Source organism: Paraburkholderia bryophila, assembly GCF_013409255.1.
GTDB lineage: Bacteria > Pseudomonadota > Gammaproteobacteria > Burkholderiales > Burkholderiaceae > Paraburkholderia.
Window position 1 is genome coordinate 1,046,319 of the sequence record NZ_JACCAS010000001.1, and the last position, 18,040, is coordinate 1,064,358.

14 protein-coding genes and 2 tRNA genes are annotated in these 18,040 nt (G+C 63.3%); 8 read left to right on the plus strand and 8 right to left on the minus strand.

Annotation, left to right across the window (positions count from 1 at the left end):
* Positions 1 to 349: 349 nt before the first annotated feature.
* From GGD40_RS04740 to GGD40_RS04760, 5 genes are read left to right on the plus strand one after another with little or no spacing between them, the layout of a single operon-like run.
* A complete protein-coding gene (locus GGD40_RS04740) occupies positions 350 to 1,084 on the plus strand; it encodes a Crp/Fnr family transcriptional regulator (protein WP_006048767.1) in 735 nt (244 codons plus the stop codon).
* A gap of 35 nt (positions 1,085 to 1,119) precedes the next feature.
* Positions 1,120 to 2,514, plus strand: coding sequence for an undecaprenyl-phosphate glucose phosphotransferase (locus tag GGD40_RS04745; RefSeq protein ID WP_179705224.1), 1,395 nt, complete (start codon positions 1,120 to 1,122; stop codon positions 2,512 to 2,514).
* Between the two features lie 2 nt (positions 2,515 to 2,516).
* Positions 2,517 to 3,467 carry a glycosyltransferase family 2 protein gene (locus GGD40_RS04750; RefSeq protein WP_179742943.1) on the plus strand — a complete coding sequence of 317 codons (951 nt, stop codon included), beginning with the start codon at positions 2,517 to 2,519 and terminating at the stop codon, positions 3,465 to 3,467.
* 37 nt (positions 3,468 to 3,504) lie between these two features.
* Positions 3,505 to 4,704 (plus strand): polysaccharide biosynthesis/export family protein, encoded by a 1,200-nt coding sequence (locus tag GGD40_RS04755; protein WP_179705228.1) that lies wholly within the window; start codon positions 3,505 to 3,507, stop codon positions 4,702 to 4,704.
* A 22-nt stretch (positions 4,705 to 4,726) separates the two neighbouring features.
* Positions 4,727 to 7,132 carry a polysaccharide biosynthesis tyrosine autokinase gene (locus tag GGD40_RS04760; RefSeq protein ID WP_179742944.1) on the plus strand — a complete coding sequence of 802 codons (2,406 nt, stop codon included), beginning with the start codon at positions 4,727 to 4,729 and terminating at the stop codon, positions 7,130 to 7,132.
* Between the two features lie 139 nt (positions 7,133 to 7,271).
* On the opposite strand, the gene GGD40_RS04765 is transcribed toward GGD40_RS04760, so the two are convergent.
* The 3 genes from GGD40_RS04765 to GGD40_RS04775 form a co-directional block, all read right to left on the minus strand.
* A complete protein-coding gene (locus tag GGD40_RS04765; protein ID WP_179705231.1) occupies positions 7,272 to 7,694 on the minus strand; it encodes a helix-turn-helix domain-containing protein in 423 nt (140 codons plus the stop codon).
* Entirely contained in the window at positions 7,691 to 8,131 is a 441-nt protein-coding gene (locus GGD40_RS04770; RefSeq protein WP_257030344.1) for a type II toxin-antitoxin system HigB family toxin, read from the minus strand. Before GGD40_RS04770 ends, GGD40_RS04765 begins: the two co-directional genes overlap by 4 nt.
* A 159-nt stretch (positions 8,132 to 8,290) precedes the next feature.
* On the minus strand, positions 8,291 to 9,508 hold the full coding sequence (locus GGD40_RS04775; RefSeq protein ID WP_179742945.1) for a glycosyltransferase family 4 protein: 1,218 nt from the start codon (positions 9,506 to 9,508) through the stop codon (positions 8,291 to 8,293).
* 168 nt (positions 9,509 to 9,676) lie between these two features.
* On the opposite strand from GGD40_RS04775, the gene GGD40_RS04780 reads away from it, so the two are divergent.
* Positions 9,677 to 11,068, plus strand: coding sequence for a glycosyltransferase family 4 protein (locus GGD40_RS04780; protein WP_179742946.1), 1,392 nt, complete (start codon positions 9,677 to 9,679; stop codon positions 11,066 to 11,068).
* Between the two features lie 149 nt (positions 11,069 to 11,217).
* Here GGD40_RS04780 and rpiA read toward each other — a convergent pair whose 3' ends face one another.
* The 3 genes from rpiA to rnr all read right to left on the minus strand — a co-directional run bounded on the left by rpiA (position 11,218) and on the right by rnr (position 15,451).
* Positions 11,218 to 11,913, minus strand: coding sequence for a ribose-5-phosphate isomerase RpiA (gene rpiA / locus GGD40_RS04785; protein ID WP_179705237.1), 696 nt, complete (start codon positions 11,911 to 11,913; stop codon positions 11,218 to 11,220).
* Positions 11,914 to 11,988: 75 nt separating this feature from the next.
* Positions 11,989 to 12,732, minus strand: coding sequence for a 23S rRNA (guanosine(2251)-2'-O)-methyltransferase RlmB (rlmB, locus tag GGD40_RS04790; RefSeq protein ID WP_035550768.1), 744 nt, complete (start codon positions 12,730 to 12,732; stop codon positions 11,989 to 11,991).
* A gap of 199 nt (positions 12,733 to 12,931) precedes the next feature.
* Positions 12,932 to 15,451, minus strand: coding sequence for a ribonuclease R (gene rnr, locus GGD40_RS04795; RefSeq protein WP_179742947.1), 2,520 nt, complete (start codon positions 15,449 to 15,451; stop codon positions 12,932 to 12,934).
* 342 nt (positions 15,452 to 15,793) lie between these two features.
* On the opposite strand from rnr, the gene GGD40_RS04800 reads away from it, so the two are divergent.
* Together GGD40_RS04800 and GGD40_RS04805 are read left to right on the plus strand one after the other, a co-directional pair.
* Positions 15,794 to 15,880, plus strand: a tRNA-Leu gene (locus tag GGD40_RS04800).
* A gap of 238 nt (positions 15,881 to 16,118) precedes the next feature.
* A tRNA-Leu gene (locus tag GGD40_RS04805) sits at positions 16,119 to 16,205 on the plus strand.
* Positions 16,206 to 16,346: 141 nt separating this feature from the next.
* On the opposite strand, the gene GGD40_RS04810 is transcribed toward GGD40_RS04805, so the two are convergent.
* The gene (locus GGD40_RS04810; RefSeq protein WP_179742948.1) at positions 16,347 to 16,736 is read right to left on the minus strand and encodes a BON domain-containing protein; all 390 of its coding nucleotides are present in this window, start codon (positions 16,734 to 16,736) and stop codon (positions 16,347 to 16,349) included.
* 29 nt (positions 16,737 to 16,765) lie between these two features.
* Positions 16,766 to 17,911 carry a porin gene (locus GGD40_RS04815; protein WP_179742949.1) on the minus strand — a complete coding sequence of 382 codons (1,146 nt, stop codon included), beginning with the start codon at positions 17,909 to 17,911 and terminating at the stop codon, positions 16,766 to 16,768.
* Positions 17,912 to 18,040 lie beyond the last annotated feature (129 nt).

Below are 18,040 nucleotides of genomic sequence, written 5' to 3' on the forward strand. Positions count from 1 at the left end.
ACTTGAGCCGGATAAAAATCCCCCGCGCGAGACCGGCCCGTGATTTGTGGGTTGTACATATTTGAAACAAAAAGCCACATTTTGCTTCGCGCATCGTCAAGTCTTCGCTCGCTGCGCCGCACCAGTGCTGGTTTTCCCCAAGGTTGGCACGCTCCTCGCTAAAGGAAGAGCGCAACACCGCGTCACCGCAAACGAGATCTACAAAAACGGCGGCGGCGCACCAGGCCAATACGGGGCCGGTCCTGTTCATCCTCGCTGCTCGCCAGGCAGCACGTCGTTATCAAGGATGCAGGCATCGGATCAAAAACAGGGAGTCACGCAGCGCGCGACTTCCACGCGAGGACCGATCATGTTGACACTTCAATCAGATCTGCACGGCAACCATTTGCTTGGCGCATTGCCTTCCCACGAATGGCAGGCGCTAGCTCCGCATCTCGAACTGGTTCACCTGCGCACTGAGCAGTTGCTGTGCGACTCCGGTCAACGCATCCATCACGTCTACTTCCCCACCACCGCCATCATCTCGATGCTCTCGACGATGGAAGACGGCAGCTCCGTCGAAATCGCGGCAGTGGGCCGCGAAGGCATGACCGGCGTGCCGGTGCTCACGGGCGGCGAAACCATGCCGAACCGCGTGCAGGTGCAATGCGCCGGCTTCGCGTACCGCATGAGCGCACAGGCGCTCAAGCAACAGTTCGCCCGTTCGGACTTCCTGCGCCGGCTGATGCTGCTGTACATGCACGCGCTGCTCACCCAGGTCGCGCAAACCGCCGCCTGCAATCGTCACCACGCGCTGAACAAGCAACTGTGCCGCTGGCTGCTGATCGAAGTGGATCGCGTCGCGTCGAACGATCTGACCGTCACCCAGCAACTGATCGCCGACATGCTCGGCGTGCGCCGCGAAGGCATTACCGAAGCGGCCGGCAAGTTGCACGACGAAGGCCTGATTCACCACAGCCGCGGCCACATCAAGGTGCTCGACCGCAAAGGCCTCGAAGCCCGTGCCTGCGAATGCTACGGCCTCGTCAAGCGCGAATTCGACCGCCTGCTGCCGCGCCTGCGCCAGGCCGAAACGGTCGAATAAGCAGGGCCTCGTTCGACTATCGGGTAATTTCAATCATGTTCAGGAATACTGCGCGATGCCTCGACGCACTCTTCGTGATTGCGGGAGGCCTGCTCGCTCACTGGATGCGCTTTTCGACGCCGATCGCGTTGTCCGACACCGAGCGCCTGTTGATCGCCTTCAACTGCGTGCTGGTGCTGCTGCTGTTTCCCGGCTTCGGGGTGTATGACACGTGGCGCGGCAAAGCCTTGAGCTCGATGCTGGCGCGCGTCGCCGCCGCCTGGCTGGTCGTTGTCGCCACCGCGCTCGTGCTGGCGTTCACGCTGCATCGCATGGATGCCGTGTCGCGTTTGTGGTTCGGCTATTCGACGCTGATCTCCGGCGCGCTGATCGTGGTCACCAAGTGCGTCGTGCACGTAGCGCTGCGCAGCGTGCGCCGCCGCGGCATGAACTTCCGCACGGTCGCGATCGTCGGTGCGCCCGGCTTCTCGCGCACGCTGCTCGCGCATCTCGAGCACGCGCCGCAAGCGGGCTTCAAACCGGTCTGCGTGTTCGATACGAGCGACCCCCGCATCGACGGTGCCGGTGCCTATGGCGCGCGAATGAAACGCCTGCCGGTGCTGACCGATCTGAACACGTTCGTCAACAAGGTGCGCGACGAACACGTGAACGAAGTGTGGCTCGCGTTGCCGCTCTCCGAAGAACATACGATCTATCGCTTCACGCGGCTGTTCAGGAATGACTTCGTGAATCTCCGCTTCATTCCCGACGTGCGCAGTCTGTCGCTGTTCAACCATGCGCTGGTCGATGTCGTCGGTTTACCGACGCTGAATCTGAGCGCGACGCCGTTCTCGTCGCCGCAAATGTGGCCCAAGCTGATCTTCGACCGGCTGTTCGCGGCGGCCGCGTTGCTCGCACTCGCGCCGGTGTTCGTCGTGCTCGCGATCGGCATCAAGCTGAGTTCGCCGGGACCGGTGTTCTTCCGCCAGACGCGCAAAGGCGTGGATGGTCAGCCGTTCGCCATCTACAAGTTCCGCTCGATGACCGTGCATCAAGAAGCGCACGGCCAGATCACGCAGGCCACGCGCCACGACGCGCGCGTCACGAAACTCGGCGGCTTCATGCGCCGCACCAGTCTCGACGAGTTGCCGCAGTTTCTCAACGTGCTGCTCGGGCAGATGTCGGTGGTCGGTCCGCGTCCGCACGCGGTCGAACACGACGACCTCTACAAGGATCAGGTGTACGGCTACATGCACCGCTACCGCATCAAGCCGGGCATTACCGGCTGGGCCCAGGTGAACGGCTATCGCGGCGCCACCACCAAGGTGGAAAAGATGGAGGCGCGCGTCAAGTTCGATCTGTTCTATATCCATAACTGGTCGTTCTGGTTCGACATGAAGATCGTGCTGATCACGATCTTCAAAGGCTTCGTCGGCCACAACGCATTCTGATCATGCCTCTTCGGAACCCGTTGCTGAAAGTCTCCGTGATCGTGCCGACCTATCGCCGGCCGGTCGACCTCGCGCGCTGCCTCGCGGCGTTGCAACGACAATCGCGCGCGCCGGACGAAGTGATCGTGGTCGCGCGCACCGACGACGCCATGACGCACACCGCGCTGCGCGATCCGGCGGTGGCGGGCACGCTGCCGCTCACGGTGGCGCTGGTCGACGTGCCGGGCCAGGTCGCGGCGCTCAATCGCGGGCTCGATGCCGCCAGCGGCGACGTGCTCGCCATCACCGACGACGACGCCGCGCCGCACGCCGACTGGGTGGCGCGTATCGCCGCCGCGTTCGAACACGACCCGCGTCTCGGCGGCCTCGGCGGGCGCGACTGGGTGCATGAAAAAGGCCGCGTGCTGGACGGCGAACAGCAGCGCGTGGGCAAGGTCACGGCGGCCGGCATGATCACCGGCAATCATCACCTCGGCGTCGGCGACGCACGCGAAGTCGACATTCTGAAGGGCGCGAATATGAGCTACCGGCGCGACGCGGTGCGCGCGCTGCGTTTCGACGTCCGTCTGCGCGGCACCGGCGCGCAGGTCCATAACGACATGGCATTCAGCCTGAGCGTGAAGCATGCCGGCTGGAAGCTGATGTATGACCCGCGGGTGGCCGTCGATCATTACCCCGCGGAACGTTTCGACGACGACCAACGCTTCAAATTCAACGACGCGGCTTTCTATAACGCGTCTTTTAATCTCCGACTCATCATGTGCGAAACCCTGACGCCCTCGGGCCGATGGGCATTCGTCGCGTACTCGACGCTGATCGGCAACCGCGCGGACCCGGGGTTCGTGCGCGCGTTGTCGCTGGCATTCGAGCGCGGCGGTGTGGCGTTGGCGCTGCGCAAATGGTGGGTCGGTTTACGCGCAATGCGCGGGGCATGGCAGGAAGCGGTGCGTTGATGCGATGGCGCGCAAGCTTCACGCGAGGGACCAAACAATGACTATCAAGACGATCGCCGCCGGGCTCGCGGCGGCCTCTCTATGCGCCTGTTCGCTGGCGCCGGGGCCGTATCTCGACACCAACCGCCTGACACCGCCCGCGCCGCCCGAGCAGACCGCGGACAAATTTCCGGTGCGCGCGATCGACGTCGCGTACTTCCGCCAGCAGCGCGCGGCGGCGGTGCCGGCCGTCTGCCCGTTGTCGTGCCTGACCGCGCAGACCCGCGCGGGTTACGACTACCGGCTTGGTATCGGCGACCAGTTGAGCATCATCGTCTGGGATCACCCGGAACTGACCGGCGGTGGCACCGGCGTAGCGAGCCTGCCGCCGTTGCCGAGCGCTGGCGGCGGCGCGGCGCCCTCGCCCGGACCGACGCAGACGCAAGGCGCGACCCCGATCGCGCCGGCGCTGTCGGGCGGCGGCGAAGGCGGCCTCACCGTGCGGGTCGCCAACAACGGCACGATCTTCTTCCCGCGCGTGGGCCGCATCAAGGTGCAAGGCCTGGACGCGCAGCAGGTCCAGGAAATGTTGACGAAGCGCCTGTCGAAGACCATTCGCGATCCGCAACTCGACGTGCGCGTCTCGGGCTTCAACAGCCAGTCGGTGCAGGTCACCGGCAACCTGCGCACCCCGGCTTCGGAGGCGATCACCGACGCGCCGCTCACCGTGCTCGACGCGATCAATCGCGCGGGCGGCGCGTTGCCCGATGCGGATCTGCAAAACGTGGGCGTGACGCGCAACGGCAAACGCTACACCGTCGACGTCGCCGCGCTGCTCGAAACCGGCGATCCGCAGCAGAACGTGCTGCTCAAGGACGGCGACATCATCGACGTGCCGGACCGCTCGAATAGCCGCGTGTTCGTGCTCGGCGAAGTGAACAAGCCCACCTCGCTGCCGATGAACCGCGGCCGCCTGACGCTTGCCGACGCGCTCACTGGCGCGGGCAGTCTCGACGTCAAAACCGGCGACCCGCGCTTCGTCTACGTGGTGCGCGGCGCCGACAAGACGCTCACGCCGGATGTCTATCAGCTCGACATGACCCAGGTCGACGCGTTGATGCTCATGACCAAATTCGAATTGCAACCGAAGGACGTGGTGTACGTGCAGGTCTCGAGCGCGGCGCGCTTCAACCGCGCGCTCGAACAGATCACGCCGACACTGCAGTCGCTGTTCTACACCGTGCAGCTCTCCAGATAATGCGCACGCAACGGAGTCTCCTATGAGTACGTACGACATGCTGGAGCCGGGCCCGCCGCCCGGCGGCGACGAAGACGCGGTGATGCGCGATCTGCTGCGCACGGTGATGGATCAGATCTGGTGGGTGCTGGGCATTGCCGGCAGCATCATTCTCGCCGCGGTGATCTATACGAAGATCGCCACGCCGATCTATTCCGCCGACGCGCTGTTGCAGGTCGACACGCAGAGCAATAACGGCGGCGCGCAGAACCCGAATTCGCCGTCGCTCGTGCCGACGGCAGGCCCGATGCATACCGACGCCGAGATCGAAATCATCAAGAGCCGCGCGGTGGTCGAACCCGTGGTCGAACAGTTCAAACTGAACTTCAGCGCCTCGGCGAAGACCATGCCGGTGCTCGGCAAGATCACGTCGCTGTTTACGCATCCCGGTAAACCGCTCGGGGCCTTCCTCGGCATGCGGTCGTATGCATGGGGCGGCGAGCAATTCGCGGTCGATTCGATCTCGGTGCCGAAGTCGCTCGAAGGCGCGCGTTTGACGCTGAATGTGCTCGACAACGGCCGCTATCAACTCACCGATGCGTACGGCCAGGAGATCCTGACCGGCGTGGCCGGTCGACCCGCCACCGGTAGCGACGTCACGCTGTTCGTCAAGACGCTGGTGGCGCGCCCCGGCACGACCTTCTACGTGACGCGCTTCAACCAGCTCGACGCCGTCTCCGGTCTCGCCGCCGGCCTGCAGGTCAGCGAGAAAGGCCGCGACACCGGCGTCGTGCAACTGTCGTTCATGGGCACCGATCCGCACGCGATCACTGCCATCACCAACGCGGTGGCGGCCTCGTATCTGGCGCAGCGCACCGAACGCGCGCAGGAAGAAGCGAGCCATATGCTCACGTTCCTGAACAGCGAGTTGCCGCATCTGCGCGACGAGGTGAAGAAGGCCGAGACCGCGCTGTCGCAGTATCAGTCGAAGGTGGGTTCGTTCCAGCCGACTCAGGAAGCCGGCGTGTATCTCGCCGGTGGCCTCGATTACGAGAAACAGATCGCCACGTTGCGCATTCAGCGCGCGCAACTGCTGCAACGCTTCACGCAGGAAGCGCCGGAAGTGCAGCAGGTCGATGCGCAAATGGCCGCGTTGACGCGCGAGAAAGCACGCTTCGAAGATCACTTCACCACGCTGCCGAGTTCCGAGCGCAATGCCCTCGCGTTGCAACGCGACGCCAAGGTCGCTGAGGAAATCTACGTGGCGCTGCTGAACAAAACCCAGGAGCTGTCGATTTCGCGCGCCGGCACGATCGGCAACGTGCATATCATTGACGACGCATTGCTGCCGTCGCAGCCGGTACGGCCGAAGTCCGCACTGATCATTTCGGCGGGCACGCTGCTCGGCGTGATCGGCGGCATTCTGTTCGCGTTCTGCCGCCGCACGTTCTTCACCGGGGTGGCCGATCCCGAGTTCGTCGAGCGGCGTTTTCAATTGCCGATTTTCGGCTCGATCGCGTTCAGTCCGGAACAGGCGCGTGCCGACAAGCAGTTGAGCGCCCAGCGCCGGGCCGCGCTGCCCGCACCGCGCTCCACACCGACCGAGGTGCTCGCGTTGCAGTCGGGCGTGATCGCGCGGCTGCGGCCGGGCGCGAAGGCGGCGGCAAGCAAGGCGCGCCGCCGTGCCAGCGTGCCGGTCGGCACGCAGACCGTGATTCCGTCCGGCAAGACGCCGATGCGGCCGCTGCTGGTCAAGACGCATCCGTACGATTCGACGGTGGAAGGCTTGCGCGGGCTGCGCGCCACGCTGCAGTTCGGCCTGCTCGAAGCGCCGAACCGTATCGTCGCGATCACGAGCCCGGCGCCCTCGGACGGCAAGAGCTTTCTGTGTGCGAACCTCGCCGCGCTGATCGCGGAGTCCGGTAAGCGCGTGCTGCTGATCGACGCCGATCTGCGACGCGGCCGGCTCGCGCAATATCTCGGCCGCTCGCCGAACGGCGGCCTGACCGAACTGCTGACGGGTCAGGTCGATCTGGAAACCGCGGCGCGCACGACCGGCGTGGACGGCTTGCACTTCATCGCGGCGGGTGCTTATCCGCCGAATCCGTCGGAGTTGCTGACGTCGGCGCGCTTCAGCGAAATCCTCGCGCGCTTCGAGCAGGATTTCGATCTGGTGATCGTCGACACGCCGCCGCTGCTGGCCGTGGCCGATGCCGCGGTCGTCGCCAATCTGGCCGGTTCGACGGTGCTGGTGATGCGCGCCGGCGCTCATACCGAAGGACACCTGGCCGAAGCGCTGAAGAAATTGCGGCGGGCGCGGGCGCGTGTTGTGGGCGGTGTGATGAATGCGGTACCGTTGAAGAGCCACAATCGCTACGGGACCTATGACTACGCGTACGCGTACACGTATTCTGCCGGCGATCCGCCGGATATTCATGCGCCGCAGTAGGTGGGTCGGCAAGTAGCCCGGAAGAGCGTCAAACAAAAGGGGCTGCGCCTGATTCAGGCGCAGCCCCTTCTAGTTTGCTCGACGAGCGCGCGGCGTGGTTTGAATGCGTGCGCCGCACGCAAACCACGCCGCGCCGTTTTTACAGAAACGCGCTGACGTCAGTATGAAAACGCACGGCCAGCGCCTTGGCGACCTTTTTGCTGATCGCCCGCCGGCCCGCCAGGATATCGCTCACCACGGTGGGCGAAGCGATACCCATCAGATCCTTCTGCCTGAGCCCGTGCGTTTCCAGCAGATGCCGCAGCACCTCGCGCGGTTCGGCTTTCGGAATCTCGACGTGCTGCTCTTCCCAGCGTTCGATCAGGTCGGTCACGATCGCGAACAGATTGGCGAGCGGATCTTCTTCGTTGCCGCTCAGATGATCGGCGAGCGAGTTGGCGAGACGCACCATCTGCTGGTAGTCCAGTTCGTTGCGGATGGGCGTGATCGGCAACTGGGTTTGCAGCGAGGCCCAGGTTTGAGCGATGTCGGGAAAAGCTCCCGGAAGGCGATCGGCATTCATGAGTTTAAATTCTTCCTCGTCCAAAGGTCGTACTCCGCATGCGTCAATACGTGACGAACGAATAACGACTGCCTGTTGTAGTGAATCGCCGCGACGATCCGGAACCGGTTGCCGCCTACATCGAAAACGGTGTATTGCGGCGGCACGTAGTCCACGGCGGCGAACGTCTGCTTCAGGTCGTTATAGCCATACGCGAGGCAAGCCTGCGCCAGTGAATACCATGTCATTAGCGCACTGCGCGCGCCCGGATGTCTGTTTATAAAGTCCAGCAACGCCTTCTTTGAAATGACCCGCATCGTATTTCCTCGCCTGGTTTCGCGCGCTGAACATGCACGCTCCACCTGCAAGGCTAAACATTGCGGCACGGCGCCGATAGCTGGCCGGATGGCATAAGACAAACGCCTGCTGATCGGGTACTGCGGTACGACAGAAAGCATTTTATTCGCGTAACGCGAACTTCGCAAGATGCGAATAACGAGACAGCCTGGCGACGTCGAACGGTCACGCGGGCTCGTGCTGACGGCGCATGCGTGCGCATCGCCGCGAGAGCACACGCACACGCGCAGGATCAAACCACACTCATGCGCCCCCGTGCTTCAACGTCCCCAACTGCTTTCCTGGGCCGGTTCGCCGGGCCATCCCAGCTCGGGCGCGGCCAGATCGAGTTCATTGCGTTCCACGATGCTGAGCCGTTGGCGCAGCCCGCCCGCGGCGATCGTGCGCGTGACTTCGGCCATGAACGCGCGCCGGAACACCGCCGCCGAAAAACGTTCGGCGTTCGCGCGACAGGCGGCCGGCGTGATCTGGTCACGTTGCCGTTCGAAGCGGTCGATCGCGCCGAGCATGGACACCACGGTCTGGCGCGCGAAATACACGCCGGTGGGATGCGGCTCGCCGATCGGCACCACCGTTTCGAGCGCCCCGCCCTTGCCGTAGGCGATCACCGGTGTGCCGCAAGCTTGCGCTTCGAGCGGCACGATGCCGAAGTCTTCTTCGGCGGCGAACACGAACGCGCGCGCGCGTTGCAAATGGTCCTTGAGCACCTCGAAGGGCTGGTAGCCGAGAATCGTCACGTTCGGGCCGGCCTTGGCGCGAATCGCCGCCATTTCCGGCCCGTCGCCGATCACGATCAATTGCCGGTGCGGCGTCGCGCTGAACGTCTCGACGATCAGATCGATACGCTTATACGGCACCATCCGCGACGCGGTCAGATAGAAGTCTTCCTTGTTCGTGCACAGTTCGAATTCGTGCACGTCGACGGGCGGCGGCACCACGGCCGCGTCACGCCGGTACGTTTTCATCACGCGCCGCGCGACGAATTGCGAATTCGCGATCAGACGATCGACGCTGTTCGCCGAATGCGAGTCCCAGCCGCGCAGATAGTGAAGCAACGCGCGCGCGGCCCATGACTTCGGGCCGGTCAGCAGATTTGCTTCGCGCAGATATTGATGCTGCAGATCCCACGCGTAGCGCATGGGCGAATGCACGTAGCTCACGTGGGTTTGATCCGGGCCGACCAGCACACCCTTGGCGACCGCGTAGGAACTCGTAATGATCAGATCGTAGCCGGACAGATCGAACTGTTCGACCGCGAGCGGCATCAGCGCCAGATACGCGCGATAGCGCCGCCGTGCGAACGGCAGGCGCTGAATGAACGACGTGGTGACCGGTTTTCCGCCGAGCGGCCTGCGGTCTTCGAGGAAGTCGACAAGACTGAAAAGATCCGCGTCGGGAAAGCATTCGATGATCTGTTCGAGCACCTTCTCGGCGCCACCCGGTGCGACGAGCCAGTCGTGCACGATCGCCACTCTCATGATCTCCCCACCTATTGATGAACGCCTCCAGGGCTTAGCGAAGAGTGTATGTGCCGCATCGTTTGCCGTGCGTGCGCGTGCCCACATTCGACGCGCGACAGTGCGCGAATAATTAAGCATCGCGATTCGCCTCTTGCGAATCCGCGCATCTCAATTACTCGCCTTCCTATGCGCCCGACGATCGACGCTTCGCCTCCTGTCCATGCTTTGCCGCGTATTCAGCCTGTACCGATCGAGACGTCTAGTGCGTCGGTTGCTTTGGGCGCTTCTGTGGGTTCTGCTGCTTTTGTTAGTGCCGCTGCGCCTGTTGCACCTGTCGCTCCAGACGTCACGACGATGGAAGCCACGCGTGCGTCCGTGTCGCCGAGCGTGCTGTTCGTCGATCAGAGCGGCCAACTCGGCGGTGCCGAATTCGCACTGCTGCAACTGGCCGGACATTGCGCCGCGTATAGCGAAGTCGTGCTGCTGTCCGACGGTCCGTTTCGTACGCGGCTCGAAGCGCTCGGCGCGCGCGTGCAGGTGATCAGCGATGCGCGCGTGTCGGGCATCGCGCGGCAGGCGTCGGGGTGGAATTGTTTGCGCGTCCTACCGGGCATATTTCGCCAGGTGCGGGCCATCGCCGCGCGCGCACGCGATTTCGACGTGCTGTTTCTCAATACGCAGAAGGCGCTGGTGCTCGGCGTACTCGGCAAACCGCTGCATCGCAAACCGGTGATCTGGTATCAGCACGATATTCTCACGCGCAACCATTTCGGCCGCGTGCAGTTGACTGTCGTCAAATGGCTGGTGCGTTTCGCGGTCGATCAGGTGGTGGTGAATTCGCAGGCCTCGGCGCGCTCGCTCGCGGCGTTGACGGGTGTCGCAGCGGACTCGGTGCCGGTGATTTATAACGGCATCGATGCGGCTGCGTTCAGCCGTGGGGAAGGTGCCGATGGTGCCATTGGTGCCATTGGTGCCGATGGTGTCGATCGTGCGGACATCGCCGCGTTGCGGCACCGCCTCGGCCTGCCCGCCGATGCATGGCTGGCGGGTCTGTTCGGCCGGCTCGCGCCGTGGAAAGGCCAGCACATCGCGCTCGACGCGATCGCGCGTTTGCCTGGGACGCATCTGGTGCTGGTCGGCGCGCCGCTCTTCGGTGAGGACGCGTACGCGCAGCGCCTACACGAGCAGGCAGCGGCGTTGGGCATTGCGGATCGCGTGCACTTCGCGGGCTTTCAGGACGACGTGCCCGCGTGGATGAGCGCGATGGATGTGATCCTGCATACGTCGACTGAACCGGAGCCGTTCGGGCGGGTGATCGTCGAAGGCATGGCGGCGGCGCGCCCGGTGATTGCGGCGGCGGCGGGCGGCGTGACCGAGATCGTGCGGCATCGGCACAATGGCTGGCTGGTGAAGCCTGGCGATGTCGGCGCATTGGCGGAGGCGATCGGCACGTTGCGGGACGATCCCGTGCTCGCGCAGCGCCTCGCGCGACAGGCGCGGGATGATGCGCGGTCGGCGTTTTCGGTGGAGCAGTATCTGGAGAAGATGACGCAGGCGATCCGGCGGGTTGCGCGATGAGGTGGGTGAAGCGTGGGTTGCTGCGTGGGTTGCTGCGTGGGTCGTGGCGCTAGTAGATGCGCTAACCGCCGTGGGTTCTGAAAACCCACTGAAGAATACGCGCGTGAGCCTTTCTCAACAGACTCACGCGCGGTTCAAACGTAGCTCGATCAGTCCTTGCTGTACTCGATCGTTTCAACGCCGGTGTCCGTGCCGAGCAGGCACAGATTCGCACCACGGCCCGCGAACAGACCCACCGTCACTACGCCCGGCCATGCGTTGACATGCATTTCCAGCGTGCGCGGGTCGCTAATGCGCAGACCTTTGACGTCGATGATTTCGTTACCGTTGTCGGTAATGAACGGCACGCCTTCTTTCGTCACACGGACCACCGGCACACCGCCGAGCGCGGTGAGTCGGCGGCCGATCGCGGTACGCGCCATCGGCACGACTTCGATCGGCAGCGGGAAGTTGCCGAGCGTGTCGACCAGCTTGCTCGAATCTGCAATACAGACGAATACGTCCGACACCGACGCGACGATTTTCTCGCGCGTCAGCGCGCCGCCGCCGCCCTTGATCATCGCGCCGCTGTGGTCGATCTCGTCCGCGCCATCCACGTACACGCGCAGCGAATCGATTTCGTTCAGGTCGAGCACCTTGAAGCCGTGCGATTGCAAACGCGCGGTGGTGGCGAGCGAGCTCGACACCGCGCCGCGATAGCGCGACTTGCTGGCGGCCAACGCGTCGATGAAACAGTTCGCGGTGGAGCCGGTGCCGACACCGATGATCGAGCCTTCCGGCACGGTGGCGTTCACGTAGTCGGCGGCGGCCTGGCCGACCAGTTGCTTGAGTTCGTCTTGAGTCATGGGAGAGGCTGGCGTGCAGTAAAAATGGCTAGTTTACCGGAGTGGCGCGTGGGGCTCGGGGATAGCTTCCGCGATTTACTTCTTCACCGACCGTTGACGCACCGCTTCGAACAGACACACGCCGCTCGCCACGGAAACATTCAAACTCTCCACCGTCCCGGCCATCGGAATCTGCATCACCATATCGCAGGTATCGCGCGTGAGACGGCGCATGCCCTCGCCTTCCGCGCCCATCACCAGTGCGACCGGGCCATCCAGTTCCGTTTCGTACAGGCTCTTGGTGGCTTCATCCGCCGTGCCCACTACCCACACGCCCGCATCTTTCAGCTCACGCAGCGCGCGCGCCAGATTCGTCACGGTGATGTACGGCACGGTATCCGCCGCGCCGCTCGCGACCTTCGCCGCCGTCGCGTTCAACCCGACCGCACGATCGCGCGGGGCAATCACCGCATGCGCGCCGGCGGCATCCGCCACCCGCAGACACGCGCCGAGGTTGTGCGGATCGGTCACGCCGTCCAGCACCAGAATCAGCGCCTTACCGTTGATACCGTCGAGCAGTTCCGCCAGGTTCTGCGCGAGCGGCATGTCGGTCGCGCGCGCCACCACGCCCTGGTGACGCTCGGTGTGCGAGAGACCCCACAGACGCGTTTCGTCGGCGGCGATCAGACGCACGCCGGCTTCTTTCGCCGTGTGCAGAAATTCGGTCATGCGACGATCTTTGCGCGTTGCGTCGTAATAGACCTCTTCGACCGTCGACGCATCGTGCCGCATACGTGCGGTCACTGCGTGGAAACCGTATAAAACCTTGAGACGTGACATGACTGATACAACCTTTGATTGAGCGCGACTGCAACGCGCGCTGCTGTGATGAAGACGAGCTTGAGTACTTGGCTGGGCGCTTCGTTACGCTACCCGCTTGCAGGTTTTGCTCGATTACTTGACCGCGTTAAAACGAACACCGCGCGCATCGGGTACGTTGCTCCGTACCCGATGCGCGCGGTTCTAAAACAAGGCCGCTTCAGCGCTTCTTGCGAGCCTGCGATTTCGCTGCCGGTTTGGCCGCGGCGCCATGCTTCTTCGCCGCACCGCGCGCCGCGCGTGCTTCCTTCACTGCGACGGTTTGCGCCGGCGCGGCTTTCTTGCGCCGTGCTCCCGGCGCGGAGGCGTTACCACCGCCACCGCCGTCCATGGGCGGCAACGAGCGCACGCGCGCCCCACCGCTTTCACCCGACCCCGACGACTTGTCGGCCAACGCGCCACGCGCTGCCGGCGGCTTGATCGGCGTATCGCGCACGAGGCGGAAGTCGATCTTGCGCGCATCCAGATCGACGCGGCTCACCTGCACCCGCACACGATCCGACAAACGGTAGCGGATGCCGGTGCGCTCGCCGCGCAACTCGTTCTTGATCTCGTCGTACTGGAAGTAGTCGGAGCCGAGTTCGGTGACGTGCACGAGGCCTTCGATAAACAGCGAATCGAGCTGCACGAAAATGCCGAACGACGTCACACCGCTCACCATGCCGCCGTACTCTTCGCCGAGCTTGTCGCGCATGAAGTAGCACTTCAGCCAGGCTTCGACGTCGCGCGAGGCTTCGTCGGCGCGGCGTTCGTTGGCCGAGCAATGCAGACCGAGTTCTTCCCAGATCGCCACGTTGTTCGCGCGCGCACGGCCACGTTTTTCTTCGTCGGCCTGCTGCATGGCGCGAGCGCGCGGCGACAGCGCCGTATTCAACTCGATGCCTGGCGGCGGCTCCGGCTGATACTTGCGGCCCTGCAGGATCGCGTAGATCGCGCGGTGCGTAAGCAGATCGGGATAACGGCGGATCGGGCTCGTGAAGTGGGCATACGCCTCATACGCGAGACCGAAGTGGCCGATGTTGTCCGGGCTGTAGACCGCCTGCTGCATGGAACGCAACAGCATGGTTTGCAGCATCTGCGCGTCGGGCCGCTCGCGGATCTGCGCCATCAGTGCGGCGTAGTCGCTGGCGTGCGGTTTGTCGCCGCCGGCCAGCGAGAGACCCATGCCGCGCAGGAACGTGCGCAGATTCTCGAGCTTTTCCGGGGTCGGGCCCGCGTGGATGCGGAACAGACCCGGATGCTTGTTGCGCTTGAGGAAGTCGGCCGCGCAGACGTTCGCGGCCAGCATGCATTCCTCGATCAGCTTGTGCGCGTCGTTGCGGGTGCGCGGGATGATCTGTTCGATCTTGCCCTGCGCATTGCAGACGATGTACGTCTCGGTCGTGTCGAAGTCGATCGCGCCGCGCTTCTGACGCGCCGCGAACAACGACTTGTACACGCCGTACAGATTCTGCAACTGCGGCAGTAACGCAGCGCGGCGCGTGGCCTCCGGACCCTTGGTGTTTTTCAGCACCGCGGCGACTTCCGTATAGGTCAGACGCGCGGCGGAATTGATCACGCCGGGGTAGAACTGATAGGCCTTCACTTCGCCGCGCGTGGTGACGATCATGTCGCACACCAGCACGCAACGGTCGACGTGCGGATTCAGCGAACACAAACCGTTCGACAGTTTCTCCGGCAGCATCGGAATCACGCGGCGCGGGAAATACACCGACGTGCTACGTTCGATCGCGTCGGCGTCGAGCCCGCTCTTCGGGTGCACGTAGTGCGAGACGTCCGCGATCGCGACGATCAGACGGAAGCCCTCGCCACGACCCACTGGCACCGGCTCGCAGTACACGGCGTCGTCGAAGTCGCGCGCGTCTTCGCCGTCGATCGTGACGAGCGGCACGTCGCGCAGATCGATGCGATGCCGCGCGTCGACCGGACGGACTTCGTCGGGGAGCTTGGCGGCTTCGTCGAGCGCGGCCTGGCTGAACTCGTGCGGCACGCCGTATTTGCGCACCGCGATTTCGATTTCCATGCCGGGATCGTCGATATCGCCGAGCACTTCCACCACGCGGCCAAGCGGCTGCGAATGACGGCTCGGGAAATCGGTCAACTCGACCACCACCACCTGGCCGACCTTGGCCTTCTTGGTGTTCTGCTGGATCAGGATGTCGTGGCCGATGCGCTTGTCTTCAGGCGCCACGATCAGCGCGCCGTTCTCGTTCAGCAGACGGCCGATCACGCGCTTGTTGGCGCGGTCCGTGACCTCGACGATATGCCCTTCCGGACGCCCGCGCCGGTCATAGCCGACGATGCGCGCGAGCACGCGGTCGTTGTGCATGACCTTCTGCATTTCGCCGGTGGGCAGGAACAGATCGTCCTGGCCGTCGTCGCGAATCAGGAAACCGAAACCGTCGCGATGACCTTGCACACGGCCCGCGACGAAGTTCGACGGATGCGTGAGTTGATAGAGATTGCGCTGATCGAGCCGGACCTGGCCGTCGCGCTCCATGGCGCCTAAGCGCTTGAAAAATCCTTCGCGTTCCTGGCGCTTGATCGACAGGGCTTCGGCGATGTCGTTCGCGGCCAGTGGCGCTTCGCTCGTGCGCAGGACGCCCAGAATTTCTTCGCGGCTTGGAATCGGATACGGGAATTTGCTCAAGGGCTTGTCGATGATTTTTTCTCGTTGCATGGACGTCGGATCGGCGATGTGGCTTGGCTTTAGGAAGCGTTTGCTTGGCGCTTGAGTTGCACTTGCGATTGCACAGGAAAGACTCTCTCGGGTCCGGCTCGTTCAAGGCTGAGTCCGACGGGCGAGTGTGCACCGTGCCAACGAACTACTGCGAGGCATTCTAACACCCGTCTTGCACGCCTAGCGGCCCGTCAATAGTCGCTGTGCCGTCGATATGACGTCGTCGCGAAACGCGGGCGGACTCGCTATCGCGATGTTTAAGCAAGTTCTTAGAAACTTCCCAGAAACGCTTGACAGGCATGAATCTGTCGCTATAATGGCGTTCTTTGCAGTTCATCACCTGCCCAGGTGGCGAAATTGGTAGACGCACTAGGTTCAGGTCCTAGCGGTGGCAACACTGTGGAGGTTCGAGTCCTCTCTTGGGCACCAGATTCAAAAGTAAAGCCGCCTCCGGGCGGCTTTACTTTTTGTGTGAGACGAGTTGATACGGCTCCCGCTGTTCGGAACCGATCGGGTCGTTTTCATGGCGTTGGCAGGACGGTAGTCGGTGGTGAAGTTTCACTTCGCTGCCTGATTTAACCGGGCGATTGAAGCAGCGAAGTTTGTTTGTCGGCAGGGTTGACACGCTGAATCTTCACGCTAAAATAGCGGTCTAGTTTGAAGACGTGCCCAGGTGGCGGAATTGGTAGACGCACTAGGTTCAGGTCCTAGCGGTGGCAACACCGTGGAGGTTCGAGTCCTCTCCTGGGCACCACAAGTTGTTCCGGCTTAAGCCGAAAGTAGTTCGAGAAACCCCGTAAGATTAATCGTCTTACGGGGTTTTTTGTTTGTGCCGTCCATATGGAACGCGGCGAGCCCCACCGCCTTGAACCGGCCTTGAACCCGCACTATCCGACTACATCCCACCCAGCGGTTTCGCCACCGTCAGCTTATTGGTCACCGAAGTCACCCCTGCCACGCTCCTGGCGATCGCCGCGACCTTGTCGATCTGCGAAGCGTCCGTGACCGTGCCGTTCAGCGTGACCGCGCCGTCTTTGGCGATGACACTGATATCCCCGGCACTGATCTCCTTCTGTTTCGCGATCGCGGCATAAACCTTCCGCCGCAACACACGATCTGCCTTCCTTCCGCTGACCGGCGCCGATGCGCCGGACGCCGCCGTCGTGGATGCGTTCGGCGCGCTGGCCATTGCACCCGCCATCTGGCCCGTCTGGGACCATGCGCTCATGCTCACCACAGCGATCGCCATGGCGACCGCCAACTCGCGTACCTGAATGCTTGTCATCGAATCCTCCGGTTGTTATGGCGACGCGATCAGAAGTTGTGGCGGATACCAATCATGGCCGCCGTGGTGGACACACCCGGCGCAACCGGCGTCCCATAGACGATCGTCTGGTTCATCGTCCCCTTGTTGCTGACATACCCGACTTGCGCGTACGCCTTCGTCCGCTTCGACAGGCTGTATTCGGCACCCACGGCGAACTCGCTCGAGTGGTTCGCCGAATTGTTCCGGTCCTTCAGGTAGTAGAAGCCGGACGTCACCTTGAAGAACGGACTGAACTGGTAGCCAAGACCACCCGAGGCCATTTCGAAATCCGCGGTGTTGCTTCTGGCCGGATTTTTGCCGATGCCGTACGAGCCGGATATCGACAATCCGCCGATCGTGTACATCGCGCCGAAATAGTAGAAGCGATTGTTGTCCTGGCCCGTTGCAGAGATAGCGGGCGCCGCCGGATAGGTCAGCGGGAACGGATTGGTGTCGTGTCCGTTGTAGTACACGGCGGACAGATTCAGGCCGTAGTTCGAATACTTGAGCACGGCCGACTCGCGCGTGCCACCCTGGAACTGGCCGGCGACGCCGCCCGGCGCGTACTCGAGCGCAAGCGATGCGCCGTAAAACTTCGGCGACGTATAGACCAGCGCGTTGCTGTCGTACAGCGCGCCGATCGGCGCATTCGTGCTGGTGCCGGGCCAACCGGCCACCTGATTGATGCCCAGCCAGGCGGTCAGGATGCTGCCGAAATACTGCGCGCCGCGAACGTCGGTTTCCGCCATCGCGTAGATCATCGGGATGATCTGCCGGCCGGCGTCGAAGGTGCCGAACGGCCCGGATGCGCCGATCGTCGCGTACTGGTTGAAGATCGCGGTCGTACCCGGTGTGTCGGACAAACCCGACTTGCCGTTCGTGCTGTTGAACGAGCCCTGCAGCTTGAAATTGATCTTGTATCCGCCACCAACGTCTTCGCTTCCCTTCAAGCCCCAGAAGCTGGAATAGATGCCGCCGTCCTTGAGTTGATAAACATGCCCCTGGTTACGCGCGGTCGGCTGGAACGTGGCCGCCGAGGTGCTTTGAAACAGCAGTCCACTGTCGACCACGCCGTACAGCGTGACCGACGATTGGGCATGGGCGGCCACGGCGAACATCAGCAGCGCCGCGGCACTGCTCAATTTCAATTTCATTCTGTGTCTCCTATGTTGCGCCGGTCGTCGCCGGCGCTTTTCTGGGTGTTGCTCGAATGAAGCTGCGTTGCTGCAAACCGGCGTGTCAGGCCGGGAAAAGATAATCGGCGAACTGCTGCCGCAACGGCT